Genomic DNA, 26,970 nt, shown 5'->3' on the forward strand with positions numbered 1-26,970 from the left:
GCCCATCAAGTGGACACAAGCATGGAATTCAATCATTTCCTCAGTTCTTACCTGCCCGATCCGCAAGCCTCGGGAAGACAGCTCTACGACGACATGGTCGAGCAGGCCGTGGTGGCGGAGCAGGTCGGCTACGCCGGCATTTCCATTCCCGAGCATCACCTGATCAACATCCTGCTGGTGCCGTCGCCCCTGCAGATGGCGGTGAAGATCGCCTCGGTCACCCGGCGCATCGAGCTGGTCACCTCCATCGCCGTGCTGCCGATCCGCGATATGCGGGTCTTCGCCGGGGAAGTGGTGCAGGCCGACGCGCTGAGTGACAGCCGCCTGGTGCTGGGGGTGGGCCGTGGCGCCTTCCGCTACGAGATCGAAAAGCTCGGCGTGCCGATGGACTCGACCCGCGAGCGCTTCGACGAATCCCTCGCCGTGCTGGAGGCGCTGCTGACCCGCGAGGAAGTGTCCTGGGACGGCAAGTACTACCAGTTCGACCCGCTGACCATCATGCCGCGCCCCGAGCGGGAGATTCCGCTGATGGTCGCCACCATGGCGCCGGAGGGCATCCGGGCCTGCGCGCGGCAGGGCTTCTCGGTGCAGACCACGCCGCTCAGCGGCGACCACCAGATGCTCCTCGACCAGGTCAACGCCTTCCGCCGGGGCAAGGCCGAAGCCCGCAACAAGGGTGCCGGCAGCCGCCTTTCGTTGCAGCGCGCGACCTACCTGGCCCGTGACGAAGCCGACGCCCGCGAGAAGCTGCAACTGGCCCACGAGTACTACATGCGCTTCGACAACGTCTTCACCGGGCCGGGCATCGTCAGGAACGGCGCCATCGAGCCGCTGCCGCGCAAGCAATCGATCGAGGAGCTGGGCAACAACCTGCTCATCTGCACCCGCGAACGGATGCTCGATCAACTGGCGATCTACGCCGAGGCCGGCATCGACGAAGTCATCATGACCGCCAACTTCGGCCAGTCCCAGGAAGACACCCTGGACATGATGCAGCGCTTCGGCGAGCAGATCATTCCGTACTTCAGCAACAACCAACCCGCCAAGACCAAGAGGATCGGCCAATGCCTTTGATCACCGTTGAACTCTTCCCCGGACGCACCCCCGACAAGAAGCGCGAACTCATCCAGGCCCTGACCGACACCTACGTCGAGGTCTGCGGCGGCAAGCCCCAGGCGGTCACCATCCTGTTGAAGGAAGTGGACCCGGCGGATTGGGGCGTGGGCGGCAAGACCTATGCCGACATCATTGCCGAATCCAAGGCCCAGGCGTAACGAGGTGAGCAGATGAGCAAGGCAATCGACTGCGCCTGCGTGGTGGACGGCCAGGGCCCGGCCCTGGTGATGATCCACGGCATCGGCGCGCGCAAGACCGGCTGGGACAAGGTGACCGAAGCCCTGAAGGACAGCTTCACCTGCATTCGCTACGACCTGCGTGGCCACGGCGAGTCGCCGCTGCCGGACGGCCCCTTCGGCCTCGACGAACTGGTGGAGGACCTGGAAGCCCTGCGGGCTCGGCTGGGGGTGGAACGCATGCACCTGATCGGCCATTCCCTGGGCGGCATGATCGGCCCGGCCTATGCCCGCAAGTACCCGCAGCACGTGCTCAGTGTCGGCCTGCTGTCTACCGCGGCATTCCGCTCTCCCCAGGACAGCGAGAACGTCTGCAAGGTGGTCCGCGCCATGGAGGAGAAGGGCATCGGCCCGGTGCTCGATACCCTGACCCAACGCTGGTTCACCGAAGCCTTCTGCGCCGCGCGCCCGGAGGTGATCGAGTGGCGCAAGCAGCAGGTCATGGACACCCCGGCGGAGGTCTTCCTCAAAGTCTTCCATATCTACGCCGAGACCGAGATGTCGCCCTGGCTGCATGAAGTCCAGCAGCCGTGCCTGGTGCTGACCGGAGAGTTCGACGGTGGCTGCAATCCGGGCCTGAACCAGAAGATCGCCGACGCGCTGCCCCATTCCCGGCTGGTGGTGCTGCCCGACCTGAAGCACGCGATCCTCATCGAAGCCAGCGATCAGGTGGTGCCCCATCTGCGGGCCTTCCTCGACGAAGTTTCGCACTAGGGCCTGCCGCTATGCCCGGGAGGGCCCGGCCCTCCCGGAACCAATAAGAACAATTGCCTCACGGATCAGCAGGTCGAAGCCATGGCATTGATTTATCCGATTATCTTGCGGCGCATGCTCCTCGGAGCCATGACCTTGTTGGCGGTTTCCGCCCTCATCTTCGCGGCGGTCCAGCTGCTGCCCGGCGACATGGCGCAGAAGCTCCTCGGCCAGGCCGCCACCCCCGAGGCGCTGACCGCGCTGCGGCACGAACTGGGGCTGGACCAGCCGGCGCTCACGCGTTACGTCAATTGGTTGCTGGGTAGCCTGCGTGGCGACTTCGGCGTCTCGCTGTCCAATGGCCGGGCGGTGTCCGAGCTGATCGGCCAGCGGCTGCTCAACACCTTCTTCCTGGCCGCCTACACGGCCCTGATCGCGGTGCCACTGGCGCTGCTCCTGGGCCTGTTCGCGGCGCTCTACAAGGACTCGATCTTCGATCGCGTGGTCAACGTGATCTCACTGGCCGCGGTGTCACTGCCCGAGTTCTTCATCGGCTACATCCTCATCCTGCTGCTGGCGGTGAAGTTCCCGCTGTTCCCGTCCATCGCCGATGTCCCGGCATCGGCGGGCCTCGCCGAGCACCTGCACGCGGCCTTCCTGCCGGCGCTGACCCTGACCCTGGTGATCACCGCGCACATGATGCGGATGACCCGGGTGGCCGTGCTCGACCTGCTGCAGTTGCCCTATATCGAGATGGCGCGGTTGAAGGGGCTGTCACGGCTGAAGATCGTCCTGCGCCACGCGCTGCCCAATGCCTGGGCTCCCATCGTCAACGTGATCGCGGTGAACCTGGCCTACCTGATCACCGGGGTGGTGGTGGTCGAGGTGGTCTTCGTCTATCCGGGGCTCGGCCAGTTGATGGTGGACGCGGTGATCAAGCGCGACGTGATGGTGGTGCAGGCCTGCTGCTGCATCTTCGCCGTCGTCTACATCGGCATCAACCTGCTCGCCGACGTGCTGTCCATCATGACCAACCCGCGCCTGCTGCACCGCACCTGAGGGCGAGCCAATGAATGCCTTGTACATCACCTTCAAGCAGATGAGCTGGACCGCCCGCATCGGCCTGCTGATCATTCTCTTCTACGCCTTCCTGGCACTGTTGGGGCCGTTCATCGCGCCCTATGGCGAAACCCAGATAGTCGGCGACGCCTATGCACCCTGGAGCGCGCAGAACTGGCTGGGAACCGACAGCCTGGGTCGCGACATGCTTTCCCGGGTGATCTTCGCGGCGCGCAACACCATCGGCATCGCCCTGGTGTCGACGGCCCTGGCGTTCTTCATCGGCGGCACCCTGGGGCTGATCGCGGCCGCGCTGGGCGGCTGGGTGGATGGCGTGCTGTCACGGCTCAACGATGTGCTGATGGCCGTGCCGCAACTGATCTGCGCGCTGTTGCTGCTGACCATCTTCGGCACCAGCATCGCCAACCTGGTGTTCGTCATCGCCCTGGTGGACGCCACGCGGATCTTCCGCCTGGCCCGCTCGGTTTCCCTGAACGTGGTGGTCACCGACTACATGGAAGTGGCGCGCCTGCGCGGCGAGGGCCTGTTCTGGCTGGTGGCGGTGGAACTGCTGCCCAATGTCAGGGCGCCCCTGGTGGCGGAGTTCGGCCTGCGCTTCTGCTTCGTGTTCCTGACCATTTCCTCGCTGTCGTTCCTCGGGCTCGGCCTGCAGCCGCCGTTGGCCGATTGGGGAAGCATGGTGCGTGAGAACGCGTCGCTGATTTCCTTCGGCGACCTCACCCCGCTGATCCCCGCGGCTGCCATTGGCGTACTGGCCATTGCCGTCAACTTCGTCGCCGACTGGTTCCTCGCCAAGCGGCGATGACCGGCCCGACCACCCTTGCGTGAGGAATCGCAGCATGACTGAACCGCTTCTGAAAATAACCGGACTGCGCATCGAAGCCTCCTCGGGGGACGCCTGGAGCGAGATCGTCCAGGGCGTCGACCTGACGCTCGAACGCGGCAAGATCCTCGGCCTGGTCGGCGAATCGGGCGCCGGCAAGTCCACCATCGGGCTCGCCGCCATGGGCTATACCCGCGACGGCTGCCGGATTTCCGCCGGGCGCATCGTCTTCGACGGCGTGGACTTGCGGGAGATCTCCGAGGCCGCCCACCGCGAGTTGCTCGGGGCGCGCATCGCCTATGTGGCGCAATCGGCCGCGGCGAGCTTCAACCCCGCCCACCGGCTCATCGACCAGCATTGCGAAAGCGCCCTGGAACACGGCCTGCTGCCCCGCGACGAGGCGCGTCGGGATGCGGTGGAGCTGTACCGCAAGATCTCCCTGCCGGAGCCCGAGTCCATTGGCGAGCGTTACCCGCACCAGGTTTCCGGTGGCCAGCTGCAGCGCATCATGACCGCCATGGCGATGTCCTGCCGGCCGGACCTGATCATCTTCGACGAACCCACCACGGCCCTGGACGTCACCACCCAGATCGACGTGCTGCTGGCCATTCGCGAACTGGTCCGCGAGTTCCAGGTGGCCGCCATCTATATCTCCCACGACCTGGCGGTGGTGGCGCAGATGGCCGACGAGGTCATGGTGCTGAAGGACGGCCAGGTGGTGGAGAAAGGCGACAAGCGCCGGCTGATCGAACAGCCCCAGGCGGACTACACCAAGTCCCTCTGGGCGGTGCGCAACCTCGCCTGCGAAACCCGGCCGGCGGTTGCCCGGGACCAGCGGCCGATCCTGGAGCTCGATGGCATTCGCGCGGGCTACGGCAACAAGCCGGTGCTCGAAGACGTATCGCTGAAGGTCTTCCCCGGCCGGACGCTGGCCATAGTCGGCGAGTCCGGCTCCGGCAAGTCGACTCTGGGCCGCTGCATCACTGGGGCGCTGCCCAACCGGGGCGGCAGCATCCGCTTTCATGGGGAGGCCCTGGCCGGCCATTACGGCAAGCGCAGCCGCGAGCAGTTGCGCTCGATCCAGATGATCTACCAGATGGCCGATACCGCGTTGAATCCGCGTCACCGCATCGGCGACATAGTTGGCCGGCCGCTGAGCTTCTACGGCGGCTTGCGCGGCCCGCAGCGCGAGGCGCGGGTGCGTGAGCTGCTGGATGCCGTGGGGCTGGAGCCGAACCGCTTCCTCTCGCGCTGCCCGGCCGAACTCTCCGGCGGGCAGAAGCAACGGGTGGGGATCGCCCGTGCGCTGGCGGCCGAGCCGAGCATGATCATCTGCGACGAGATCACCAGCGCCCTCGACCAACTGGTGGCGGAAGGCATCCTGCGGCTGATCGACGACCTGAAGAACAGCCTGGGCATCACCTACCTGTTCATCACCCACGACCTGTCGGTGGTGCAGTCCATCGCCGACGACGTGCTGGTCCTGAAGGCCGGGCGTGTCGTCGATTTCGGCGACAAGGACCGGGTCTTCACCCCGCCCTGCGACAGCTACGTCACACGGCTGCTCGACAGCATGCCGCAAATGAATCCGGACTGGCTCGACGCGCTGGTGCAGCGCGGCGTGGCCTGAACATCCATTGCAAGGGAGACAATCCGTGTCCGCGAAAACACTCAACGACTGGGCCGGCTGGGCCGCGCAGATCGAGATCGAGGGGCAATGCTTCATCGACGGCCGCTACCGCGAGGCCCTCGACGGGCGCAGCTTCGACAAGCACAGCCCGCTGGACGGCCGCCGGCTGGCGGCGATCGCCCGCTGCGGCCAGGCCGACGTCGACCTCGCGGTGGCCTGCGCCCGCCGGGCCTTCGACGCCGGCCACTGGTCGCGCATGGCCCCGGTCCAGCGCAAGCGCACGCTGCTGTATTTTGCCGAGCTGCTGGAGCGCCATGCCGAGGAGCTGGCCCTGCTGGAAACCCTGGACATGGGCAAGCCCATCGCCCATTCCCTGGCCACCGATGTGCCCGGCGCGGCCAACGCGATCCGCTGGAGCGCCGAGGCCATCGACAAGGTCTATGGCGAGGTCGCCGCCACCGCCGACGACCAGTTGGGCCTGGTGACCCGAGAGGCGGTTGGCGTGGTGGGCGTGATAGTGCCGTGGAACTTCCCGCTGCTGATGGCCAGCTGGAAGCTGGGGCCAGCGCTGGCCTGCGGCAACTCGGTGATCCTCAAGCCGTCCGAGCGCTCGCCGCTCACCGCCATCCGCATCGCCCAGCTGGCCAGCGAGGCGGGCATCCCGGACGGCGTGTTCAACGTGCTGCCGGGCTTCGGCGCCGAGGCGGGCAACGCACTGTCCCTGCATATGGACGTGGACGCCATCGCCTTCACCGGCTCCACCAACATCGCCAAGCGGCTGATGGTGGCGGCGGGGCAGTCCAACCTCAAGCGGGTCTGGACCGAAGCGGGCGGCAAGAGCCCCAACCTCGTCTTCGCCGATGCGCCCGACCTGCGCGCGGCGGCCACCAGCGCGGCGGCGGCCATCGCCTACAACCAGGGCCAGGTGTGCACCGCCGGTTCCCGGCTGCTGGTCCAGCGCTCGGTCAAGGACGAATTCCTCGAACACCTGCGGGACGCCCTGCAGGCCTGGACCCCGGCCAACGCCCTGGACCCGGCCAGCCGCTATGGCGCCCTGGTGGACGCACAACACCTGGAGCAGGTGAAGGGCTATGTGGCCAGCGGCGTGGAGGAGGGCGCGCGGCTGTTCGTCGGCGGCCTGGACGGCACCCGGGACAGCGGTTGCTACCTGGCACCGGTGGTCTTCGACGGGGTGCGCAACGACATGCGCATCGCCCGCGAGGAAATCTTCGGCGCGGTGTTGTCGGTGATCGCCTTCGATGACGCCGAGGAGGCCGTGGCCATCGCCAACGACACCCCCTATGGCCTCGCGGCGGGGCTCTGGACCTCGAACCTGTCGCGGGCCCATCAGGTGGCCCGTGCCTTGCGCGCCGGCTCGGTCTGGGTCAACCAGTATTCCGGCGGCGACATGACAGCCCCCTTCGGCGGCTTCAAGCAGTCCGGCAATGGCCGCGATCGCTCACTCCACGCCTTCGACAAGTACACTGAGCTGAAGGCCACCTGGATAAAGCTCTGACCGAGCTCGGCGCTTTGACCAGAATGGAAGCGGGGCGGGATAATCCCGCCCCGAATCGCCAACCTCAGGAACGGCACGATGGCGCAGCAGAAACCGAAGAAAATCTACGACCCGGAATTGCGCCGCGAGGAAATCATCAAGGCGGCCTTCCTCTGCCTCAGCGAGGAAGGCTACGCCAAACTCTCGGCGCGCAAGGTCGCGGCACGGGCGGAAATGGCCCTCGGCCATATCAGCTACCACTTCAAGGACATGAACGAGCTGCTGGTGGAGGCCTACAAGCACGCGTCCCACAAGCTCTACGAGGCCACTTACGCCAGCCTGGTGGCGGAACCCAGGTCCTCCGTGGAGCAATTGGAGGTGTTCCTGCGTAGCGGCTTCACCGGGACCTTCCTCGATCGCAGCTACCTCTCGGTGCGTATCGATCTCTGGTCCGCGTCACTGTTCCAGCCGGATATCGCCGAGACCGAACGCAAGCTGTACGCGGTCTACCGCGAGCGGCTGCTGGAAATCCTGCGCAAGATCGCCACGGAACACGGGGCGGGCCAGGACCGCATCGAAAAATCGGCGGATGCCCTCATGGCGATGCTCGACGGCCTCTGGCTGGACTGGCAACGACGCAAGAACATGAAGGCCATCGAGCATGGCATCAACGCCTGCATGGACCTGGTGAGGCTCTATATGCCCGCGCCCCAGGCACGGGCGGCGAGCCGTTAGACCAGCACCTGGCGGGTGCTGGCGATCAACTCATGGACCCGCCGATCGACTTCCGGCGGGGTCGGCGTTTCCGGTCCACGGCCACGGGGGCAGGGCAGGCTCGCCGTGGTCCCGAACAGGCGACAGATCAGTGGTCGCTGGTCGTATACCTGGCAACCATCCGGGCCCAGGTGCACACAGTTCCAGTGTTCGAGGGCCGCCTCATGTTCGGCGTCGCTCTTCACCGGCAGTCGCGCCATTTCTTCCGACGAGGCCGTCACCGGCCCGCAGCAGTCGTGACAGCCGGGCACGCAGGCGAACGACGGGATCTGCCGGCGCAATTGATCGATCTTCCGCCCCGTGCAGCTCATAAGGCGTTCTTCTGGTGCGGGCCGATAGGGACGCCAAGGCGCGCGGTCTTGCTTTCCACTGGTAGGTGCTCGTGCAAATCGAAGGATGACGAGCGAATTATAAGGTTCTTCAGGGGGGAGCGGGGGGAGGGGCTGTTTGTGCTGGATTGGCGAGCTGGTGTGTTTTTTCTCAGCTGATTTCTGAGTGGGCTGCGGGTTTCTGTTTCGCCCACCCGGGCGAGTCACTTTTGCCAGTCGTCTGGATGCCGAACCACGGAAAAGTAACCAAACGCTTGCCCCGACATCCGGAACTCGGCGTCCCCGTTTGCCTTCGCCAAACTCCCCTCGCCCTCCGGGAGAGGGGAGGGGCGGGCCGCGTTCGGAAGAGGGCAATATCCGGCAGCTAGGAGCCAGGCGAGGCAATCTCAAGAACTTGCCAATCCAGTGTGAACAGGCCTTCCCCTAGCCCTTACTTGAACAGGGCAGCCTGCTGTTCCGTCTGCTGCCAACCGCCGCCCAGGGCCATGAACAGGCCGATCTGTGCCTGGACCACCTGGCTCTGGCTGGCGGCCAGTTGCTCGGCGACCTGGGCCTCGGTGCGCATGGCTTCCAGTTCGGCCAGGAAGGACTCGCGACCCGCCTGGTAGAAAGCGTGGGTCTGCTCGGCGCTGAGCTGCGCCGAATGGGCGGTTTCCTCCAGGGCCGCGTGCTGCTGCAGGGCGGCGCTGTACTGGGCCAGGGCGGTCTGGGTTTCCCGCAGGGCATTGAGCACCACGCCGTCGAAGTGCGCCAGCGACGCCTGGGTCGCGGCCTCGGCCTGATGCACCCGGGCACGGGCGCCGGTGCTGGGGAAGTTCCAGTGGATCAGCGGACCGAAGCCCCAGTGCTGGGTGGAAGGGTCGCCCAGGTCGTCGACAATGCCGATCAGGCCGGTGGAAGCGCCAATGCTGATGTCCGGATAGAGCTCGCCGGTGGCCACGCCGATGCGGGCGGTGGAGGCGGCGAGCTGGCGCTCCGCCTGGCGAATGTCCGGACGCCGCTTGAGCAGTTCGGCGCCGTTGCCTACCGGTAGCTGTTGGGCCAGTTCCGGCAGGTGGCGGCAGTCGGTGACGCCCTTGGGCAGGGACTCCGCCGGCTGCGCGGTGAGCATGGCCAGCTGGAAAATGCCCGCCTGCTGGGCGGCGGTGTAGCGCGGCAAGCTGGCGCGCAGGGACTTGAACTGGGTGCTGGAGCGGGTCACTTCGGTTTCGTTGCCACGTCCGGCGGCATGCAGTTGCCGGGTGAGTTCCAGGCTCTGGCGCTGCAGGTCCAGGGAGTGCAGGGCCACCTCGCGTTCCTCGTTGGCCGAGCAGATCTGCGCATAGGCGCTGACCACCCGCGCGACCACGTTGATGCGGGTCAGGTCGGCGGCGGCCTGGGCCGCGTCGGTGTCGGCGCGGGCGGCTTCGACGCCGCGCTGGAGCTTGCCGAAGAGGTCGAACTGGTAGGACAGGCTGGCATTGAGGTTGGCGAAGTTGACCACCGGGACCTTTTCCATCAACAGGAACTGCTGGCCGGCCACCTGCACGCGCTGGGCGTCGGCACTCAGGGACTCCTCGAAGCCGCCTCGGTCTTGTGCCTCGTGCATCTGGGCGGCGGCGCGGCCGAGGTTGGCGGCGGCCACGCGCAGGTCGGTGTTGGCCGCCAGCGCCTGTTCCACCAGGCGCTCCAGCTGTGGGTCGCGGTACAGGCGCCACCAGTCGGCGGGCACCGGCGCGGAGATCACCGGGGCGTCGCCGACGGCGAGTTCGCCCTGGGCGTCGGCGCGGTTGATCGCGGCGTCTGCGGGTACGGCGTAGTCGGGGCCGACTACCTGGCAGGCGGAAAGCCCCAGGGCCAGGCTGATGCCGACGGCGAGCAGGCGGCTTCTCATGGTGCGACCGGCGCCTCGATGATGGAGACGGTGGCGGTACGTCCGGCCACCATGGCGAAGTCGTCCGGTACTTCGTCGAACTGGATGCGCACCGGAACCCGCTGGGCCAGGCGCACCCAGCTGAACGCCGGGTTGACGTTGGGCAGCAGGTTGGCGCCGCTGGTGCGGTCGCGGTCCTCGATGGCGGCGGCGATGCTTTCCACGCGGCCGGTCAGGCGGCGGCCGTCACCCATCACGCGAATGTCCACGCCCTGGCCGACATGGATCTGGCCGAGCTTGGTTTCCTCGAAGTAGCCATCCAGGTGGAAGGACGCCTTGTCCACCACCGCCAGCACGTTGTGCCCGGCGCTGACGAACTCGCCGACCCGGGGTGCGCGGTCGTTGAGGTAGCCGTCCACCGGGCTGGTGATGACGGTGCGCGCCAGGTTGAGCTGGGCACCGTCCACCGTGGCGTCGGCCTCGGACAGCGCGGCACTGGCGCGCAGTACGGCGGAGTCGCTTTCCTCCACCAGTTCGCGGGCCACCAGCTTGCCGAGGCTGCGGTTGCGCGCTTGCTCGCGACGGGCCTGGGCCAGGGATTCTCGGCGGGCGTCACGTACGGCCTGGGCCTGTTGCAGGGCCACCTTGAACCGCTCCTGGTCGATCAGAAACAGCACCTGGCCCTTGCTGACCGGCTGGTTGTCGTGCACCTCGACCTTGGCGATCAGGCCCGAGACATCCGGCGCCACCTGGACCACGTCCACGCGGATATGGCCGTCGCGGGTCCAGGGGGCGTACAGGTAGTAGGCCACCATCTGCCAGATCAGCACCGCGGCGACGGCGACGGCAAGGAGGGTGACCAGCAGGCGGGAGGCGGAAAGCGCGAGTCGTTTCATGGTTGCATCAGGATTCGGCTGAGGTGTTCGAAGGTGCCCAGCAGGGCGGCATAGAGCGCGATGTTGAACAACGCGCGGTGCCAGACCAGGCGATAGACGTGCAGGGCGTTGAGCAGCCGCTGCAGGGGCAGGTAGACCAGGTAGGCCAGGAGCATCAGCACCAGGGCGGTGGGCAGGAAGACCCCGAAGATATTGATGTCGCCGATCACAAAGCTGCTCCGTCCAGGCCCTGGGGTAGGTGATGTTCCGTGCTCGGCACGGGTGGCGCGGCAAGCGCCGGTTGCAGGGCGGTGGCCAGCCCACCCAGGGCATGCAGCACCGCCAGCGCGGCGTCGCCATGGGTCGGCGCGGCGGCGGCCACGGCCTGGCGGGCGTGCTCGATGAGGTTCGGCAGGGAGGGCTCAACGGGCAGGGCGATACCCTGGCGCAGGTTGCGCCGGAAGTGCCGGCCCACGCCGCGCACCACCAGTTGCAGAGGCTGCTGGGCGTGCGCCGGCAGGCGGCCCTGGTGGGCCTTGATGTCCAGCAGGTTGTAGGCGATGCGCAGCTCGCGCTCGGCGTCGCCGCTGTCCTGGCCGCTCAGGCTCAGGCGCGGCAGATGCTGGGCGAAGCGATCCAGCAGGCGGCCGGCGAGCCGCCGCTGGGCCACCAGGGTGTCGGCACGGCTCATGTCCGCCAGGTCCTGCCAGCTGGAACGGGTCATGCGCCGGGCCAGCAGCTCGGCGCCGAAGGGGCGGAACACCAGGGTCCAGAGGAAGGCGAACAACAGGCCGATGGGGCCGGCCAGGCTGCTGTTGAGAAAGACCTGGAAATTGGCCTCATAGGCGCCCTGGATGCTGACGAAGGTGGCGGTGTTCACCGCGATCAGTAGCGTCGGCAGGTAGAAGCGTGGTTGCACGGTGAGGGTGCCGACGCAGATGAAGGGGCCGGCGAAGGCCAGCACCAGCAGCGGGAAGTCGTGCACCTGGGGCAGCACGAGGAACAGGTAGAGGCTGGCCAGCACCACGCTGAAGCTGGTCCAGATGAAGAAGCGTTTGATCTGGACCGCCGGCTCGTCGAGGGTGGCGAAGAAGCAACAGGCCACGGCGGTCATGACCACGGCGCTGGCACCGTCGGCCCATTGCAGCCAGATCCACAGCTGGCTGGCGACGAAGATGCCGAGAATGATGTACGCGGCGGTGTAGAGCATCAGGCCCTTGTCGAAGAAGCGCGTGCCGCTGCCCAGGTGCCAGTGGCGGTACACCGAGGTCCAGGGCGAATGGTCGTCGCTGTTCAGGCGCTGATGCAGGTTGCGGCAGTCCTGCCACAGGTCGAGCCATTGCCCCAGGCGGTAGAGGATGTTGCACAGCTGCGACTGGCCGGCATCCCCCAGGGAGGCGAGGTCCGGCTGCAGGGCGTCCAGTTCCTGGCGCAGCCGCTCGCGGGTGGCGTTGTCGGCGTCGCCCTGCAACCAGTCGAGGCAGCTACCCAGGGTCGGCGCCAGGCGTGCGGCCAGGTGCGGGGCCTGTTCCCGCAGGGCGCGCAGGCTGTCCTGCAGCGTGTCCACCGCCGGCAACAGCAGGGCCATGCGTTCGCGCAGCTCGCGGGCGTTGCGCACCACGCGGGGATGGGCGCCCTCGTGGGGCAGCTGGCCGATCATCAGCTCCAGGCCGTTGAAGGTGGTGATCATGGCGGCGCGTAGCTGCACCAGTCGTTGCAGGTCCCGGGGGTGTTGCAGTTGCAAGGCGCAGTAGTCGCGGGCATCGAGGAACCAGCGGCGGGCGTTGCCGGCCAGCACTGGCGCCAAGCGGCTGGGCCAGAACAGGCTGCCGACCACGCTGGCGCAGATGATGCCGAGGAGAATCTCGAGAAAGCGCGAGTAGCCGAGGTCGAACACCGCCTGGGGGTTGTCCACCACCGGCAGGGCGATCATCGGCATGGTGTAGCCGGCCAGCATCAGCGCGTAGTTGTCGGCGGTGCGCACGTGCATCGAGAGGAACAGCATGCTCCCGGTCCAGAGCGCCACCACCATGCTCAGCAGGAGCGGTTGCTGGGACAGCAGTGGCACGATGAACACGGCGGCCGCGGCGCCGAGCAGCGTGCCGAGGGCGCGATACAGGGCCTTGGAGCTGGTGGGCCCGACGAAGGGGTTGGCGACGATGTAGACCGTGGCCATCGCCCAGTAGGGGCGCGGCAGCTGCATGTACAGGGCGATGTACAACGCCAGCATCGAAGCGGCGAAGACCTTGATCGAGTAGAACCAGTCGCGGGCGGGAGGCAGTGGGAGCACGATCACTCGGCCTGACTACACTGGTCGAAGGCGTCGAATACGCGCAGGGCGGCCCGCAGGTCGTCCTCGGACAGGTGCGACAGGGCACGGTGACGCAGTTCGATCAGCTCTTCTTCCAGCTTTTCCCGGGCCTTGCGCCCGGCGTCGGTGACGCTGAGTACTTTCGCCCGGCGGTCGCTGGCGTCCTGGTGGCGTTCGATCAGGCCGGCGGCGCACAACTGGTCGAGCAGTCGCACCAGGGACGGCCCCTCGATACCGATGGCCTGTGCCACCTGAACCTGGCGCACGCCGTCGCCCAGCCGGCCGATGGTCAGCAGCGGTCCGAAGCAGGCTTCGCTGATACCGAACTTGGACAGGTTGGCTTGGCAGAAACGGCGCCAGATGCGGCCGCTGATGACCAGGCGGCTGCTGACTTGCAAGTGCAGGGCTTCGATAGACATATATAAAGAGTGCGAGCTATCTATTAGGATGCTATCTAATCACTCGACAAAATGCTCTTCAAGGGTAAGTTTGCGCAACACTGTGTTGCGCGGCGTTCCCTTTCGTGGTGATTCACGCCGGCCGATCCGGCGGCCCTAGCACCGGCGTTGGCCCTGGCACCCCAGTAACCTGCAGACAGATACCTCCATGGCAATTCCCCGAAACCCAGTGCGACACCACGCCCCATCCGAGCCACGGCGGCGTGCCGGCTCGTCCATCGACACGCGTGCAGGGGAGAGCGGCGCATGAATCGCAACGAACTGCGCAAGGCCGACATCAACCTGATGGTGGTGTTCGAGACGCTGATGCAGGAGCGCAATGTCACCCGCGCCGCGGAAAAGCTCTTCCTGGTCCAGCCCACCATCAGCGCGGCGCTGAATCGCCTGCGCGCGTTGTTCAACGACCCGTTGTTCGTGCGTGTCGGTCATCGCATGGAGCCCACTTCCCGCGCCGAGACCATCTACCGGCACCTGTCGCCGGCCCTGGACGCGCTGTCGGTGGCCCTCAGCCTGACCCACGAGTTCGACCCATCCACCAGCAACATGAACTTCCGCATCGGGCTCTCGGACGACGTCGAGTACGCCTTGCTGCCTCCGGTGTTGCGGGCGTTGCGCAGCGAGGCGCCGAACATCGTGATCGTGGTCCAGCGCGCCGACTACTGGCGGATTCCCGAGTTGCTGGCCAATGGCGAGATCACCGTCGGCATCACCCAGACCCGCGACCTGCCGGCCAACGCCAAGCGCAAGACCCTGCGCCGCGTGCAGCCGAAGGTGCTGCGGGCGGACGCGGGTGACGAGCCCCTGAGCCTGGACGAGTACTGCGCCCGGCCCCACGTCCAGGTTTCCCCCACCGCCAGCACCCACGGCATGGCCGACGAATGGCTGCAGGCCACCGGCCGCAAGCGCCGGGTGGTGTTGTCGGTCCCCCAGTTCAGTGCCTTGCCCGGCCTGCTCGCCGACACCGACCTGCTGGTCAGCCTGCCGGACTACATTGCCGAGGCCATGGCCGCCTCCGGCCAGCTGCGCTATGAGTCGCTGCCCTTCGAGACCCCGGTGCTGGAACTGGACATGGTCTGGCTCAGCGTGCTGGACAACGACCCGGCGGAAAGCTGGTTGCGTCAGCGTTTGGAAGCCCTGATGGGTGAGGGGGAGTGAGGGGTAGGGCGCATCAATCGAACCGGCTATGTTTGCGTTAGGTGTTCCAAGCTGGTTGTCGAGTGGGCTGCGGGTTTCTGTTTCGCCTTGCCGGGCGACTCCCTTTGGCAGTCGCCCCAAAGGAAGCAAAGGGCTTGCCCCGACATCCGGGTTTGGCTTCGCCAAACTTCCCTCATTCCATCGCTGTTCCAGGGGTACGGCGCGAGGGGCCATCCATGGCCCCACGCGCCTCTCGCGGCATCCATGCCGCTCACCCCCTTCCACAGCGATTCCACTCGGCCTCCTGAAGGGGCGCTTTGCGCGGCGTCATCTTCGCTGCTCCGTATCAGGCCGGTATAGGCATCAGAATTCGTCACCCCTCTCCCTCTGGGAGAGGGGCGGGGGAGAGGGATGTGTCAGGCTCGCACGGAGGCCTGAAAACCCCGTACTAGAGACCTCTCTTGGGTGCTGCAACAGCTAACGCAGACAAAGCCATCGAAGAATCCTGCACAGCACCAACAGGCCAGCCCGCTCAGAACAGCTTCTTCTCCTCCTTGTCCAGAAGCTTGTCTTCCTTGTGCCGCTCCTTGTCCAGGTGGTCGCCTTCCTTGGACAGCTCATGGCCGTCGTGGCTCAGTTCCTTGCGGGTTTCCTTGCCATCGTGCTCGATGCCCTTGTCGAGATCGCGGGCGGCGTCGCGGACGTCCTTCTCGATTTCGCTTTCGGCCAGTGCCAGGGGGGCCGCCGCGCTGGCCAGCAGGAACAGACTGACGGCAAGGGGGATGATCAGGGTACGCATGGGCAACTCCTTGCGGGTCGGCTGGAAAGCAGTGGACCGACGGGCTCCAGCCAGACCCGCCGGGCTGCCGGTTACCCGACGTCTTCTATTCGCGCGATGCTGCCGGTCACCCGTCGGTGCAGGGCCTCGCAATGCCGCACGAGGTTGGCCTGGGCGTCCACGAAGCGGCGCAGGGGCGTATCGATGGCATAGAAATGGATGTTCGCGACGAAACCGTAGAGCGCCGCATCGATGGAGCCCGGCGCCTCGCCGAACAGGCAGTCCTGGTCCCCCAGCAGGTGGCTGATGGCGCGCAAGGAGGCAATGCCGCGTTCGTAGACCTGCTCCCGGTCGTAGCGGCCGATGCCCTGGTAGTGATAACGCTGCAGGTTGTACTGCCGGGCCGCCAGCAGGCCTTCCTCGGTGAGTTCGGCATGGGTGCGCAGCAGCGCATCGCGGAACTGCGGCCAGAATCGATCGTCCTGCCAGCGCGAATAGCTCATGGACCAATACAGGTCATCCAGGGTGCGGCGTATCAACAGATGGATATCCCGTTGCTCCGGGGTAAGGCCGTCGTCGATGGTCAGCGCGTAGCGTTGCAGGAGGTGATTGATGATGGCGTCGCTGTCGCCGATGCTGTGCTCGCCGTCCACCAGGTAGGGCAGTTGCCCGCGCGGCGCATTGCGCGCATCGAAGATATGCCGGTGCTCGAACGGCAGGTCGCACAGGTGCAGGAAGGCATGGACCTTCAGGCCGAAGGGGTTGTTGTCGGCCACGCCGAAGAGCTCGGGGTAGGAATAGAGCGTCAGCATGGGGCACCTCCGCAGTGGTTCCGGGCCTTCGCAGGACGGGAATTCCCAGTGTGGTCGAACCTCGGCGAATCGCCGTCCCCCGGCTGACCGGCGGACGCGTCGAACTAGTCCAGTCCCGAAACCGGCGCCAGGGTGTCGGCAAGGGCCAGGTACTGAAGGGGCACCTGCACCCGGGCACCCAGGGAGCGTGCCGCTTGCCAGGGCCAGCGTGGTTCGCGGAGGAGGGTGCCGGTCAAGGCGACGAGATCCACATTGCCTCCCGCCACCAGCGCTTCGACCTGCCGGTAATCGCCCGTCTGGCTGGTCATCACCACCGGTATGGCCACCGCGCGCCTGATCTCGCGGGCCAGCCAGGCCGGTTCACCCAGCACCACCGGCACGACCTGGCTGGGCAGCAGTTCGCCGCTGGAGACCTGGATGGCGGCGCAGCCCCTGCGCTCCAGCTCCTTGGCGAACGACAGCGCCTGATCCAGGGTCCAGCCACCGTCGATACCGTCCGCTGCGCACAGCCGGACCGTCACCGGCAGATTGGCCGGGAAGGCACTGCGAACCTGCTCGAACACCTCCAGGGGAAAACGCATCCGTCCATCCAGCGAACTCCCGTAGGCGTCGCTGCGGTGGTTGGAGAGCGGGGAGAGGAACTGATGCAGCAGGTAGCCATGGGCCGCGTGGATCTGCACGACGTCGATACCGGCGCGGGACGCGCGCCGCGCGGCCCTGGCGAAGCCCTCGCGGATGCGCTGCAAGTCGGCGCGGTCGAGGGCCTCCGGGGCGTTCTGGCCAAATCGGTAGGGCAGCGCGGAGGGCGCCTTGGTCTGCCAGCCCAGGGCATGGCGCGAGGTGAGTTGTGCGCCGCCTTTCCACGGGACTTGCACCGATCCCTTGCGGCCGGCATGGCTGAGCTCGATGGCGATGGGGATATCCGACCAGCGGCGAATGCTTTCCAGGGTCAGGGCGATCGCCGCCTGGGTCCTGTCGTTCCAGAGCCCGACATCGGCATGGGTCATGCGTCCTTCCGGCAGCACGGCGGTGGTCTCGATGGCCAGCAGGCCCGCGCCCGACAACGCCAGATGGCCGAGGTGGATCAGATGCCAGTCGCTCATGCAGCCATCGTCAGCGGAGTACTGGCACATCGGCCCGACGAGAACGCGATTGGCCAGTTCGAGAGACCCGAGGCGCACCGGCTCGAACAATCTGGAATAAGGCACGTGACTTCTCCTTGCCGTCGAACCCAAGGCGAAAGGGTTCTCAGCGCCATCAGTGTGGCGGCAGGCATGCGAAGCACTAAATTAAACGTCGTCAAAGGCTGTGAAAGCGCGCAACGGCCACTCGCCCGCCGGGCGCGCACGCCGTCGCGGCGGCGTCCATATTTACCTGTTGTTACCGCTATCGACTGGCGCTGGTGAGAGACATCCACTAGAAAAATCCATTGCTGCCAAAGCCGTAAAACATCGCTCATTTCCAATGCGGCCGCGGGAGAGCAGACCATGAGCGACACGTTCACCTTCGGTCCATTCCTCCTGTCCCCCGGCACCCGCGTCCTGCGCAAGGACGGCGCGGAGCTGTCCCTGGGGAGCCGCGCCTTCGACATCCTCACCGCCCTGGTGGAGTGCAACGGCAAGGTCCTCACACGCCGGGAGCTGATGGCGATCGCCTGGCCGGACCTGGTGGTGGAAGACTCCAATGTGCGCGTGCAGGTGGCGAACATCCGCCGTGCGCTGGGCTGCGGCCAGGACGGTGCGCGCTACATCGCCAGTGTCGCCGGGCGTGGCTACTGCTTCGTGGCCGAGGTTGCGCGAACCACGGCAGAGGCCAAGGCGCCGTCGCTGTTCAATTTCCCATTGCCCTTGAAGGGCGCCGTGGGTCGGGAAGAAGCCGTCGTCGAACTCTCCCAGGTGCTCCAGGACAGTCGCCTGGTCACGGTGGTCGGCGCCGCCGGCGTCGGCAAGACCACCCTCGCCGTGCTCGTCGCCCATGGCCTGCACGATGTGTTTCAGGAGGCGATCTTCTTCGTCGACCTGAGCACCCAGGACTGCGGCGAGATGGTCGCGGAAGCCCTGGCGTGCGCGGTCGGCTACACCGGCCCGGGCGCCGAGCTGTTCCCCGGCTTGCTGGAAGTGCTGTCCACGCGCAGGACGCTGATCGTCCTCGACAACTGCGAGCACGTGATAGGCGCGGCGGCGGCGCTCTGCGTGCGGATACTCGAGGGATGCGCCAGCGTGACCTTCCTCGCCACCAGCCGGGAAGCGCTGCGGGTCAGCGAGGAGTTCGTCTATCTATTGCGCCCCCTGGCGTCTCCCCCCAACACCGGCCGCCTATCCGCGCAGCAGGCCATGGACTGGCCCGCCATCCAGTTGTTCATGGAGCGCGCACGGGAAGGCGGCGTGCGGGACGGCCTGAGCGACGACGACGCCCCCACCGTGGCCGCCCTGTGTCGACGCCTGGACGGCAACCCGCACGCCATCGGCCTGGTGGCCAGTCGGGTCGGGACCTATGGCATCCAGGGTGTCGCCGACCTGCTGGAGAACCAGTTCGCCTTGCACTGGCAGGGCCGTCGGGATGCCTGCCCACGGCAGCAGACGGTGGAGGCGATGATCAACTGGAGCCACAACCTGCTCACCGAACATGATCGACAGGTGCTGTACCGGCTGTCGGTGTTCTGCGGGGAGTTTCCCATTGGCGCCGCCGTGGCCGTGGTCTCGGATGAGCGGTTCGACGCCTTCCAGGTGGCCGAGGCCATCGGCGACCTGGTGGACAAGTCACTGGTGGCCGTGAGTTCGCTGAACGAGGAAATCCAGATCCGCCTGCTCGAGACCACCAAGGCCTATGCCGCGACCCGCCTGGCCAGGCTCCAGGGCCGGGACGAGATCGCGCGCCGGCACGCGCTGTATTACGCGCAGCAACTGCGCAACCACGCGGGCCGCCAGGCACAGCCCGGAAGCGCCGACGTGCCGACCTGCGCACCGGAGATCGGCAATGTCCGCGCGGCGATGGAGTGGGCCTTCACCGCCCAGCAGGACCTCGCCCTGGCGGCGGAGATCAGTGGCATGGCGGCGCCGCTGCTCCTGGAACTGGGCCTGTTCAGGGAGTGCAAGCGCTGCTGCGAGCGGGCGCTGAAGCTGCTGCCGGAGTCGCTGCGGTCGTCGACCATCGAGCTCGGCTTGCTGGAGTCGGCGGCCATCACCTACTACGCCGGTGGCGACTACGACGGCGAGATGACCCATGTGGTGGAGCGCGGCCTGGCGCTTTCCCGCGAGCTGGGCGACGTCAGATCGGCGTTCCAGTTCCTCGCCGGCCTGCACCTGGCGCTGATGGCCAATGGCAGGTTCGCCGAGTCCTTGTCCGTCAGCGACGAGTACGCCGCCATGGCCGCCGCCCAGGGCGGCCCCGGCGAGGCCGTCATCGCACGCTGGATGGAAGGTTCGTCCAGGCACTTCAGGGGCTTCCAGCGGGCGGCCGACGACAGCTATGGCGCCAGCGTCGAGCTGGTCGCACTGCACGAGTTGCGCCCGTTGCATTATTTCGAGCTCAAGGAGCAGGTGGTCGCCGGCCTCGGCATGGCGCGCGTGAAGTGGATGCGCGGCCTGCCGATCCAGGCGCTGCAGCTGGCCCTTGGCGCCATGGAGGAGAGCCGGCGCCACCCGGACTCCTTCTACCTGTGCGCGACCTTGTGTTTTCCCATCCTGCTGGGCAATGGCCTGACGGACCTGGCGGAGGAGCTCATCCAGGAGCTGGAGAACGTCGCCAACGACTACAAGGTGGCGGTGCGCAGCCAGGTCGTGCATTTCCTCAAGGGCCTGCTGCTGCATGGCCGGGGCGGCTTCCCGGCCGCCGCCGTGCATCTGCGGCAGTGCCTGGACATGCTGCCGCCACCGAAGATGAGCGTGGTGCGCACGGACGCCCTGCAGGCCCTGGCGGAGGCGCAGTTCGCCTGCGGCGAAGCCCTGGCCGCGCTGGCGTCCATAGACGAGGCCATCGAGCTGGCGGAGAAAACCGGCGGCGCGTTCAACCTGGCCGACCTGCTGCGTACCCGCGTCGAGGTGCTGCAGGGCCTGCCACAGGGCCGGCAGGAGCTCCTCGAGGACTTGCTGGCCCAGGCCCTGGACTGCGCCAGGGAACAGGCCGCACTCGGCTGGGAACTGCGGGTCGCGCTGAGCCTGGCGCGGCTCAAGGCTTCCCTCGGCAAACCCCGCGAAGCCCGGGCGCTGCTCGAGGAGGTCTACGCGCGCTGCAGCGAAGGCTTCGAGACCCGCGACCTCATGGCGGCGGCGCAGGCGCTGGAAGCCCTGTGCGCGGAGCCTGTCCCCTGAACAGGCTCCCCATTGCTGACCCTCAGCGCCCCGGCTGGCCTTCGGTGCCGGTCCAGATCCGCACGATCAGGTAGGGCGGTTTTCCGGTATCGGCGGCGTTGGTGAAGATGGGGTTGCGATGCAGCTGGTTGATCGCCACGTAGAGCCAGGAGTCCGGGCCGAAGTGGGCATTGTCGGCCCAGAGGAAACGATCGTCCCGGACCAGGGGTTTCAACTCGCCCGTGCTGGTCAGCATGTCGATACCGTTGTCCGGCAGGTTGGTGATGAAATGGTTGCCTTCCGCATCCGTTGCCGCGCCATCGGACACAGGTTTCGCGCCGACGCGCTTGATCGCCGCGGCTATCTGGGCATCCGAAGCCCCCTCGCGGAACAGGCGGGCCGGCACCGAGTACCAGCTGGTTCCATTCATCGGGCCGTAGTAGATGGTTTCGCCATCGGCCGAGAGGGTGATCGGGTTGACGCCCACCCGTGCCGGGGCCATGCGGCCGCCTTCGCCCGGGAACAGCAACGGCTTGCCTTCCACCACCAGTTCGACGTCCTCGGCGGCGAGGGAGGGGTGGCCGCTGAAGCGCCGGCTCGTCCCGCGCGTGGTATCGACCGCCACTATGGCCGGGTCCAGCCCGCAATCCGCGACATAGACGAAGCCCCGTTCGCCGTCCACCGCCAGGTCCTGGAGGATCTGGCCGGCAGGCGCGACCCAGGGGTTGAAGTCGTGACGGTAGACCAACTCACGGGAGTTGATGTCGAACGCCACCAGCTTGGGCGGTTGGGGTTTTTCCAGCCAGTTGCCGTGGTCGACCACCCAGAGGCGATCACGGCTGTCGATGACCACGCCATGGGGCGTGTTCATGACGTCCTGGCCGCTCCCCGGCTTGGCATTCCAGGCGTCGTTGGGGAAGGCCACATAGCTGTCGCGCCCGGTGACTTCCACCAGTTGCACCGGGCCACGGCGCATGCCGTGAACGCTCGCAAAGATCCGGCCGTCTTTCGAGGCGGTGACATTGCCGGGGGTGATTTCCAGCTCGGCGATCACTTCCACCTGGCCCACCTTGGGCTCGTCGGCCTGGGCCAGGGTGACGAAAACGGTGGCCGCCAACGCGGTGGCGAGCAGGGTGGGGCTGAATCTGTTCATCGCAGTACCTCCTGATGGACCAGGGTCTGATGCAAGTCCGCAGCGACCGGGTAGTCGACAAGGGCCTCATGGACTGCCACTCATGGGGCTCCGGGGGCGGAGCCGCGCGCACCGTTGAAAACGCCTTCGCTATTCGTGGAACCAGGCCTCGACCGTTGCCGGATTCGCCGCCATCCAGTCACGGGCGACCTGCTCGGCGGGGGTGCCGTCAACCATCATCCGGCGCTCCAGTTCGGTGGCCAGCGGAATGCCCAGGTACACCCGCCCCAGTACCTCGCGGCTACGCGCGGGCAACTGCTGCCAGACCTCCTTGCGCACCACCACCACGGCCCGGTCCACGCCGAACACCTGTTGCGGGTCTTCCAGTACCCGGAGCGGATACAGCGCATTTAGGTACTGCGGTTGCCAAAGGGGCATCACCATCCAGCCACCGTTGGCGGAGGCGTCGGCCAGACGCTTCGACCATTCGGGAGCGGGGGCCACGTCCAGCTGGTAACCGGCTTGTTGGAGGCCGTAACCCTGCATCACCCGCTCTGAACCCTTCATCAGGCCGGAACCCGGCCCAACGCCGACGATGCGGCGGTCCATGCGGGCCAGCACGTCGGGCTTCTTCAGGTCATCGATGGACGCTACCGCCTCGGCCGGCACATGGGCGGGTACCGCCCAGTACAGGCGCGCGTCCTCGTAGAGGGTCGCGGCTTCCACCAGCCGGTCGGCAATCGGCGCCTGCAGGTGGCCATGGGCATTGGGCAGCCAGGACGCCACCAGCAGATCGGCCTCGCCGCGTCCCAGCCGGCCATAGATATCGGGATGGTTGCCCTCGACCACCTGTACCGGATGCCCGAGGCGCTGGAGCACCTCCTTCACCACGGCCGCGCTGGTGGTATAGAAGCTGAGGTTGATCTGCCCCATCACCAAAGTTTCGGGCTCGGGCGCGGCGTGGGCTGGCGTGGCGCAGATCAGCCAGATCGACAACAGGAGCAAGGCGGCAGGCGCTTTCATCCGGGCTATTCGCCAAGGGTCTGTTTCAAGGCCGCCAGGCCGTCCCGGTAGATCGAGGCGAACAGCTGCTGCGCCTCCGCTTCGCTGACGCCATCCGGGGTGAAGGTGCCGGACCACTCGACCCGCGTCGTGCTTCCCTCGGCGCTGACGGACAGGGTCGCCCGGTAGTCGCGCACGGGCGCCGGCCCCTGCAGGATGCTGTAGCTGTAGCGCCGTTCGGCTTCGCTGAACTGCAGCAGGCGCTCGACTATCACCGCGCCGTCCGCCGTCTTCAGGTTCCGCACCCGGCCACCTTCGCTCAGGTGGCTCTCGGGAATCGCCGGCAGCCAGTCCGGCAGCGAGTCGAAGCCGCCGATCAGTTGCCATACCTGGTCGGCACTGGCGCGCAGTTGAATCGAAGCCTCGGCCTTACTCATGTCAGTACCTGCGGGGCGGGGCCCCTGGAAAGTTGACGGGTGGAGGCGGGCGGTGGTGCGCCCGGGCTCCTCGATCAATCGGCGATCGGCAACGGCGCGGCCGGGTTCACCAGCCCGGCGTCGCGCAGCCTGCGCCAGAACTCGGCGGGTATCGCTTCGTTGAGCGCCGCGCGGTCCTCGGCAATCCTGCTTGGCTGGCTGGCACCGGGAATCACTGCGGCCACCGCCGGATTGGCGAGGGCGAACTGCAGGCCGGCGGCTTTCATGCTGACACCACAGGCATCGGCTATTGCCTTGATCTGCGCGACCTTGGCGAGGATCGAAGGCTTGGCCGGCGCGTACTCGAAGTTGGGGCCGCCCACCAGGGCGCCCGAGCTGTAGGGGCCACCGACGACTATGCCCAGGCCGCGCTCGGACACCTGGGGCATGACCCGCTGCAAGGCCCGGTCATGGTCGAGCAGGGTGTAGCGGCCGGCGAGCAGGAAGCCATCCGGTCGCGGCGTTTCCAGGGCCAGCAGCAGCTCTATGGGCTCGACGCGATTGACCCCCAGGCCCCAGGCCTTTATCACCCCCTCGTCGCGCAGGCGGTCTAGGGTCTTGAAAGCGCCCTTGCGCGCGCTCTCGAAAACACCGAGCCACTCGTCACCGAAGAAGTCCTGCGCCACGTCGTGCACCCAGACGATCTCGATGTGGTCGGTCTTCAGGCGCTCCAGGCTGTCCTCGATGGAGCGCAAGGTCGCGCTCTCCGAGTAGTCGTTTTCGATCTTGTTCGGCCGGCCATAGCGGAACACGTCGCCTTTGTCGCCCATGTCGCGGGTGCTCGGGTCCTCGACTTCGTCGAGGACCACGCGGCCCACCTTGGTGCTGATGACGTACTCGCCACGGGGGCGGCTGGCGAGTGCCTCGCCCATGCGCAGTTCGGCCAGCCCGGCGCCATACAGCGGGGCATTGTCGAAGTAGCGGATACCGTCGTTCCAGGCGGCGTCCACCGTTGCCCGCGCCTGTTCTTCGGGGATCTCGCGAAACATGTTGCCCAGCGGCGCGGTGCCGAAGCCGAGCTGGCCGGGCAGGATATCTTTGAGTGCCATGGTGTTCCCCTTCATCGAACCTGGACGGCCGCCTCATCCACCGAGCTGCTTGCGACGGGACTCAAAGGCGCCGTCGAAGACCTGCTTGGCATGCCCCTGCACCTGGACGAACTCCAGCTGCTCGCCCTCGGGCCCCTTGCAATAGATCAACGACCAGCCGGCGGAAGCCCCTTCGGTGATCCGGTTGGTGTTGCTGTCCAGGGGCGCGCTGACGCGTTCCTGTTCGGTGGTCGCGCGAATGATCCGGTTGGCCTTGACGTTGGTCATGCCGCGTCGGGCGGACTCCGCCTCCAGATCGCGGATGAACTGGTTGAAGTCGACGTCGTCGCGAATGTAGAAGCACACGTGCATCGAGCGCGGGAAGGCCGGGCTGGTCCGGTCCTGGGTGGGCGCGAAGTTGTTGTCGCCGCCCGCCGGATGCTCCTTGTCGCGGTACTGCAGGAGCTCGATCACCACGTTGTCGAACTGGATGAAGCGGACATCCAGGCGTTGCGCGCCGCTGCGCAGGTCCGGAATACCCAGGGTCAGCGGGTTGACCTTGTCCGCCACCGCCCGGACTTCCTCCGTCAGCAGCAGGGTGTTCTGGATGCGATCGCCGAAGAAGTCGCCATCGCGCATCACCTCGGTCCCGCCCAGTACCTGGGTGTAGAACTCGAAGGCGCGATCCATGTGCTCCACCGTGATGCCGAAATGCTGGACGCCCCGCAGCTTGGCGCCGAGGCCGGCCGCGCCCGACGCCTCGGCGCTGGTTGCAGCCTGGGCCACCGAGCCCAGCCCCAGGGCGGAGCCGGCGATGCCGCCGATGGTCACGACGCCGGCGGCCCGCAGGAGTTCGCGGCGCAGAGGGTCATCAGGACCGGTTGCATTCTCGAGCTTGTCGTTCGACATAACGCCTCCCATCAGCTGGCGATTGCGTGGTGAACATCGAGTCCGATGCTAAGCCGCTTTGCCGTCTGCCCGGAGTTAGGTGTTGTTAAGCGCAGTGAATTCGCAGGCAAACCCGCTCGCCTGGCGGGTAGCCTTGGCAATGGGCGAGCGCCTGTGAGTGGAAGAGGGCGAGACGCTCCCGGGGCCCGTTAGACGAATCGACCGCGCTTGACCGCGACAACGCGCGGTCGGCGCTAGACGGAGCCGCGCGGATTCCATCAGTCGCTCATTAACAACGCTTTACCGCCAATCCGGGCCGGCGGGTCTAACCTGATGTACTCGCCTCATCAACCTGATCGTGAAGGGCGAGCGCGCTGCCGCTCGTCCGCAACCTTGGAGTGAGCTCACATGGCCGACCATCCAGCACCAGACCTTTTTTCACCTCTGACGATCGGCGCGATCCAGGTGGCCAACCGGGTCGCCATGGCGCCGCTGACCCGTTCCCGCGCGTCCATGGACGGCGTGCACTCGCAGCTGGCGGTGGAGTACTACCGGCAGCGGGCCTCCGCCGGCCTGCTCATCTCGGAGGCCACCAACATCTCCCGCCAGGGACGCGGCTACGCCTTCACCCCGAGCATCTACACCCAGGAGCAGGTGGCCGCCTGGCGCCGCGTCACCGATGCCGTGCATGAGGCGGGCGGCAAGATCGTCTGCCAGCTCTGGCACGTCGGGCGCATGTCCCACAGCAGCCTGCAGGAGAACGGCGCCGCGCCGGTGGCGCCCTCGGCGATCCAGGCGGGCGAGGTGGTGTTCCTGGAATCCCAGACCCTGGGCTCGCCCTCGATGCCCCGTGCACTGCGTACCGAAGAGATCCCCCTGATCGTGGACGACTACCGGAACGCGGCACGCTGCGCCAAAGAAGCCGGCTTCGACGGCGTGGAAGTGCATTCGGCCAACTGCTACCTGCTGGAGCAGTTCATTCGCGACAGCACCAACCTGCGTGACGACCAGTACGGCGGCTCGGTGGAGAACCGCGTGCGCTTCCCGTTGGCGGCGGTCCAGGCGGTGTCGGACGTCTGGGGGGCGGACCGCGTCGGCCTGCGGCTGTCGCCCATCACCCGCGCCGTCGGCGATACCCCGCTGGACAGCGATCCCCAGGCGACCTACGGCTATTTCGCCGAGCAACTGGGCCGCCTGGGCCTGGCCTACCTGCACTGCGTCGAAGGCCAGACCCAGGGCACCAATGCAGCCGACGACTTCGACTTCAAGACCCTGCATGCGGCCTTCGGCGGCCACTACATCGCCAACAACAGCTACGACCGCCAGATGGCCATGGCCGCCGTGGCGTCCGGCCACGCCGACATGGTGGCCTTCGGGCGGCCGTTCATCGCCAACCCCGACCTGGTGGAGCGGCTGCGCCGCGATGCGCCGATAGCCGAAGCGGATCGCGCGACCTTCTACGGCGGTGGCGCGGAGGGCTACACGGACTACCCGACCCTGTCCTGAGCGCGGGACGACAAGGCCGGCGGGTGCTCGACCCGCCGGCAGCACCTGCCGCGTACCGGGTTGCCGCCTACCCGGGCAGGACGATGACCGCAGCGCGCAGCTTGCTACCACCGAACAGGCTCATCCGCTGGAACGCCTGGTGGCTCATCGGCAGGCGTTTGCCTGGAGATGGTGATGAACAGCACTGAAGCTGGCTTGCTCGTGATGTCCCTGATCGTTCTGTTTGCAGTGGTGACTTTCTATCTGGATTTCG

Annotated in this window: 25 protein-coding genes; 11 read left to right on the plus strand and 14 right to left on the minus strand. The window is 66.9% G+C overall.

Going from position 1 to position 26,970, the window contains the following annotated elements; all coding sequences use genetic code 11:
• Positions 1–21 precede the first annotated feature (21 nt).
• The 8 genes from PCA10_RS13450 (at position 22) to PCA10_RS13485 (ending at position 7,808) form a co-directional block, all read left to right on the plus strand.
• The gene (locus PCA10_RS13450; protein WP_016492641.1) at positions 22–1,074 is read left to right on the plus strand and encodes an LLM class flavin-dependent oxidoreductase; all 1,053 of its coding nucleotides are present in this window, start codon (positions 22–24) and stop codon (positions 1,072–1,074) included.
• Entirely contained in the window at positions 1,065–1,274 is a 210-nt protein-coding gene (locus tag PCA10_RS13455) for a tautomerase family protein (protein WP_016492642.1), read from the plus strand. Before PCA10_RS13450 ends, PCA10_RS13455 begins: the two co-directional genes overlap by 10 nt.
• A 12-nt stretch (positions 1,275–1,286) precedes the next feature.
• A complete protein-coding gene (locus tag PCA10_RS13460; RefSeq protein WP_016492643.1) occupies positions 1,287–2,066 on the plus strand; it encodes an alpha/beta fold hydrolase in 780 nt (259 codons plus the stop codon).
• Positions 2,067–2,147: 81 nt separating this feature from the next.
• Entirely contained in the window at positions 2,148–3,104 is a 957-nt protein-coding gene (locus PCA10_RS13465) for an ABC transporter permease (protein WP_016492644.1), read from the plus strand.
• 10 nt (positions 3,105–3,114) lie between these two features.
• Positions 3,115–3,930 carry an ABC transporter permease gene (locus tag PCA10_RS13470; RefSeq protein ID WP_016492645.1) on the plus strand — a complete coding sequence of 272 codons (816 nt, stop codon included), beginning with the start codon at positions 3,115–3,117 and terminating at the stop codon, positions 3,928–3,930.
• Between the two features lie 34 nt (positions 3,931–3,964).
• Positions 3,965–5,578 (plus strand): ABC transporter ATP-binding protein, encoded by a 1,614-nt coding sequence (locus PCA10_RS13475; RefSeq protein WP_016492646.1) that lies wholly within the window; start codon positions 3,965–3,967, stop codon positions 5,576–5,578.
• Between the two features lie 25 nt (positions 5,579–5,603).
• Positions 5,604–7,094, plus strand: coding sequence for an aldehyde dehydrogenase (locus PCA10_RS13480; protein WP_016492647.1), 1,491 nt, complete (start codon positions 5,604–5,606; stop codon positions 7,092–7,094).
• 78 nt (positions 7,095–7,172) lie between these two features.
• On the plus strand, positions 7,173–7,808 hold the full coding sequence (locus tag PCA10_RS13485) for a TetR/AcrR family transcriptional regulator (protein ID WP_016492648.1): 636 nt from the start codon (positions 7,173–7,175) through the stop codon (positions 7,806–7,808).
• Here the strand turns inward: PCA10_RS13485 and PCA10_RS13490 are convergent.
• The 6 genes from PCA10_RS13490 to PCA10_RS13515 form a co-directional block, all read right to left on the minus strand.
• Entirely contained in the window at positions 7,805–8,158 is a 354-nt protein-coding gene (locus tag PCA10_RS13490; protein ID WP_016492649.1) for a YkgJ family cysteine cluster protein, read from the minus strand. The two genes, PCA10_RS13485 and PCA10_RS13490, sit on opposite strands and share 4 nt — an antisense overlap.
• 448 nt (positions 8,159–8,606) lie before the next feature.
• Entirely contained in the window at positions 8,607–10,049 is a 1,443-nt protein-coding gene (locus tag PCA10_RS13495; protein WP_016492650.1) for an efflux transporter outer membrane subunit, read from the minus strand.
• Complete coding sequence (locus PCA10_RS13500; protein WP_016492651.1) at positions 10,046–10,924, minus strand: efflux RND transporter periplasmic adaptor subunit; 879 nt, start codon at positions 10,922–10,924, stop codon at positions 10,046–10,048. The genes PCA10_RS13495 and PCA10_RS13500 overlap by 4 nt, the downstream gene beginning before the upstream one ends.
• Positions 10,921–11,133 (minus strand): DUF1656 domain-containing protein, encoded by a 213-nt coding sequence (locus PCA10_RS13505; protein WP_016492652.1) that lies wholly within the window; start codon positions 11,131–11,133, stop codon positions 10,921–10,923. Before PCA10_RS13505 ends, PCA10_RS13500 begins: the two co-directional genes overlap by 4 nt.
• On the minus strand, positions 11,130–13,199 hold the full coding sequence (locus tag PCA10_RS13510; protein WP_016492653.1) for an FUSC family protein: 2,070 nt from the start codon (positions 13,197–13,199) through the stop codon (positions 11,130–11,132). Before PCA10_RS13510 ends, PCA10_RS13505 begins: the two co-directional genes overlap by 4 nt.
• Entirely contained in the window at positions 13,196–13,633 is a 438-nt protein-coding gene (locus PCA10_RS13515; RefSeq protein ID WP_016492654.1) for a MarR family winged helix-turn-helix transcriptional regulator, read from the minus strand. Before PCA10_RS13515 ends, PCA10_RS13510 begins: the two co-directional genes overlap by 4 nt.
• Positions 13,634–13,918: 285 nt before the next feature.
• On the opposite strand from PCA10_RS13515, the gene PCA10_RS13520 reads away from it, so the two are divergent.
• Entirely contained in the window at positions 13,919–14,827 is a 909-nt protein-coding gene (locus PCA10_RS13520; RefSeq protein ID WP_016492655.1) for a LysR substrate-binding domain-containing protein, read from the plus strand.
• 511 nt (positions 14,828–15,338) lie between these two features.
• Here the strand turns inward: PCA10_RS13520 and PCA10_RS13525 are convergent.
• From PCA10_RS13525 to PCA10_RS13535, 3 genes are all read right to left on the minus strand, one after another.
• Positions 15,339–15,605, minus strand: a complete 267-nt coding sequence (locus PCA10_RS13525; RefSeq protein ID WP_016492656.1) for a hypothetical protein — start codon at positions 15,603–15,605, stop codon at positions 15,339–15,341.
• A 71-nt stretch (positions 15,606–15,676) separates the two neighbouring features.
• A complete protein-coding gene (locus PCA10_RS13530; protein ID WP_016492657.1) occupies positions 15,677–16,396 on the minus strand; it encodes a glutathione S-transferase family protein in 720 nt (239 codons plus the stop codon).
• A gap of 104 nt (positions 16,397–16,500) precedes the next feature.
• Complete coding sequence (locus PCA10_RS13535; RefSeq protein ID WP_016492658.1) at positions 16,501–17,604, minus strand: oxidoreductase; 1,104 nt, start codon at positions 17,602–17,604, stop codon at positions 16,501–16,503.
• Positions 17,605–17,883: 279 nt separating this feature from the next.
• Between PCA10_RS13535 and PCA10_RS13540 the strand changes: the two genes are divergently transcribed.
• Entirely contained in the window at positions 17,884–20,706 is a 2,823-nt protein-coding gene (locus tag PCA10_RS13540) for an ATP-binding protein (protein ID WP_016492659.1), read from the plus strand.
• A gap of 22 nt (positions 20,707–20,728) precedes the next feature.
• On the opposite strand, the gene PCA10_RS13545 is transcribed toward PCA10_RS13540, so the two are convergent.
• The 5 genes from PCA10_RS13545 to PCA10_RS13565 form a co-directional block, all read right to left on the minus strand.
• Entirely contained in the window at positions 20,729–21,838 is a 1,110-nt protein-coding gene (locus PCA10_RS13545; protein ID WP_016492660.1) for an L-dopachrome tautomerase-related protein, read from the minus strand.
• 129 nt (positions 21,839–21,967) lie between these two features.
• Positions 21,968–22,840, minus strand: coding sequence for a glycine betaine ABC transporter substrate-binding protein (locus PCA10_RS13550; RefSeq protein WP_016492661.1), 873 nt, complete (start codon positions 22,838–22,840; stop codon positions 21,968–21,970).
• 5 nt (positions 22,841–22,845) lie between these two features.
• Entirely contained in the window at positions 22,846–23,256 is a 411-nt protein-coding gene (locus tag PCA10_RS13555; RefSeq protein WP_016492662.1) for an SRPBCC family protein, read from the minus strand.
• 74 nt (positions 23,257–23,330) lie between these two features.
• Positions 23,331–24,344, minus strand: coding sequence for an aldo/keto reductase (locus tag PCA10_RS13560; RefSeq protein ID WP_016492663.1), 1,014 nt, complete (start codon positions 24,342–24,344; stop codon positions 23,331–23,333).
• A gap of 33 nt (positions 24,345–24,377) precedes the next feature.
• Positions 24,378–25,232, minus strand: a complete 855-nt coding sequence (locus PCA10_RS13565) for a VOC family protein (RefSeq protein ID WP_016492664.1) — start codon at positions 25,230–25,232, stop codon at positions 24,378–24,380.
• A gap of 387 nt (positions 25,233–25,619) precedes the next feature.
• Here PCA10_RS13565 and PCA10_RS13570 point away from each other — a divergent pair, with 387 nt between their 5' ends.
• Positions 25,620–26,717, plus strand: a complete 1,098-nt coding sequence (locus PCA10_RS13570) for an alkene reductase (RefSeq protein WP_041770261.1) — start codon at positions 25,620–25,622, stop codon at positions 26,715–26,717.
• The last annotated feature ends 253 nt before the right edge of the window (positions 26,718–26,970 follow it).

This window comes from Pseudomonas resinovorans NBRC 106553 (assembly GCF_000412695.1).
Taxonomy (GTDB): domain Bacteria; phylum Pseudomonadota; class Gammaproteobacteria; order Pseudomonadales; family Pseudomonadaceae; genus Metapseudomonas; species Metapseudomonas resinovorans_A.

What these genes read in the sequence shown, in the direction of transcription:
- PCA10_RS13470 (WP_016492645.1), top strand. Translation starts at nt 3,115, where the DNA reads ATGAATGCCTTGTACATCACCTTCAAGCAGATGAGCTGGACCGCCCGC.
- PCA10_RS13485 (WP_016492648.1), top strand. Translation starts at nt 7,173, where the DNA reads ATGGCGCAGCAGAAACCGAAGAAAATCTACGACCCGGAATTGCGCCGC.
- PCA10_RS13515 (WP_016492654.1), bottom strand. Translation starts at nt 13,633, where the DNA reads ATGTCTATCGAAGCCCTGCACTTGCAAGTCAGCAGCCGCCTGGTCATC.
- PCA10_RS13540 (WP_016492659.1), top strand. Translation starts at nt 17,884, where the DNA reads ATGAGCGACACGTTCACCTTCGGTCCATTCCTCCTGTCCCCCGGCACC.
- PCA10_RS13560 (WP_016492663.1), bottom strand. Translation starts at nt 24,344, where the DNA reads ATGGCACTCAAAGATATCCTGCCCGGCCAGCTCGGCTTCGGCACCGCG.
- PCA10_RS13550 (WP_016492661.1), bottom strand. Translation starts at nt 22,840, where the DNA reads ATGAAAGCGCCTGCCGCCTTGCTCCTGTTGTCGATCTGGCTGATCTGC.
- PCA10_RS13455 (WP_016492642.1), top strand. Translation starts at nt 1,065, where the DNA reads ATGCCTTTGATCACCGTTGAACTCTTCCCCGGACGCACCCCCGACAAG.
- PCA10_RS13520 (WP_016492655.1), top strand. Translation starts at nt 13,919, where the DNA reads ATGAATCGCAACGAACTGCGCAAGGCCGACATCAACCTGATGGTGGTG.
- PCA10_RS13450 (WP_016492641.1), top strand. Translation starts at nt 22, where the DNA reads ATGGAATTCAATCATTTCCTCAGTTCTTACCTGCCCGATCCGCAAGCC.
- PCA10_RS13525 (WP_016492656.1), bottom strand. Translation starts at nt 15,605, where the DNA reads ATGCGTACCCTGATCATCCCCCTTGCCGTCAGTCTGTTCCTGCTGGCC.
- PCA10_RS13495 (WP_016492650.1), bottom strand. Translation starts at nt 10,049, where the DNA reads ATGAGAAGCCGCCTGCTCGCCGTCGGCATCAGCCTGGCCCTGGGGCTT.
- PCA10_RS13530 (WP_016492657.1), bottom strand. Translation starts at nt 16,396, where the DNA reads ATGCTGACGCTCTATTCCTACCCCGAGCTCTTCGGCGTGGCCGACAAC.
- PCA10_RS13490 (WP_016492649.1), bottom strand. Translation starts at nt 8,158, where the DNA reads ATGAGCTGCACGGGGCGGAAGATCGATCAATTGCGCCGGCAGATCCCG.
- PCA10_RS13555 (WP_016492662.1), bottom strand. Translation starts at nt 23,256, where the DNA reads ATGAGTAAGGCCGAGGCTTCGATTCAACTGCGCGCCAGTGCCGACCAG.
- PCA10_RS13475 (WP_016492646.1), top strand. Translation starts at nt 3,965, where the DNA reads ATGACTGAACCGCTTCTGAAAATAACCGGACTGCGCATCGAAGCCTCC.
- PCA10_RS13570 (WP_041770261.1), top strand. Translation starts at nt 25,620, where the DNA reads ATGGCCGACCATCCAGCACCAGACCTTTTTTCACCTCTGACGATCGGC.
- PCA10_RS13500 (WP_016492651.1), bottom strand. Translation starts at nt 10,924, where the DNA reads ATGAAACGACTCGCGCTTTCCGCCTCCCGCCTGCTGGTCACCCTCCTT.
- PCA10_RS13545 (WP_016492660.1), bottom strand. Translation starts at nt 21,838, where the DNA reads ATGAACAGATTCAGCCCCACCCTGCTCGCCACCGCGTTGGCGGCCACC.
- PCA10_RS13465 (WP_016492644.1), top strand. Translation starts at nt 2,148, where the DNA reads ATGGCATTGATTTATCCGATTATCTTGCGGCGCATGCTCCTCGGAGCC.
- PCA10_RS13460 (WP_016492643.1), top strand. Translation starts at nt 1,287, where the DNA reads ATGAGCAAGGCAATCGACTGCGCCTGCGTGGTGGACGGCCAGGGCCCG.
- PCA10_RS13565 (WP_016492664.1), bottom strand. Translation starts at nt 25,232, where the DNA reads ATGTCGAACGACAAGCTCGAGAATGCAACCGGTCCTGATGACCCTCTG.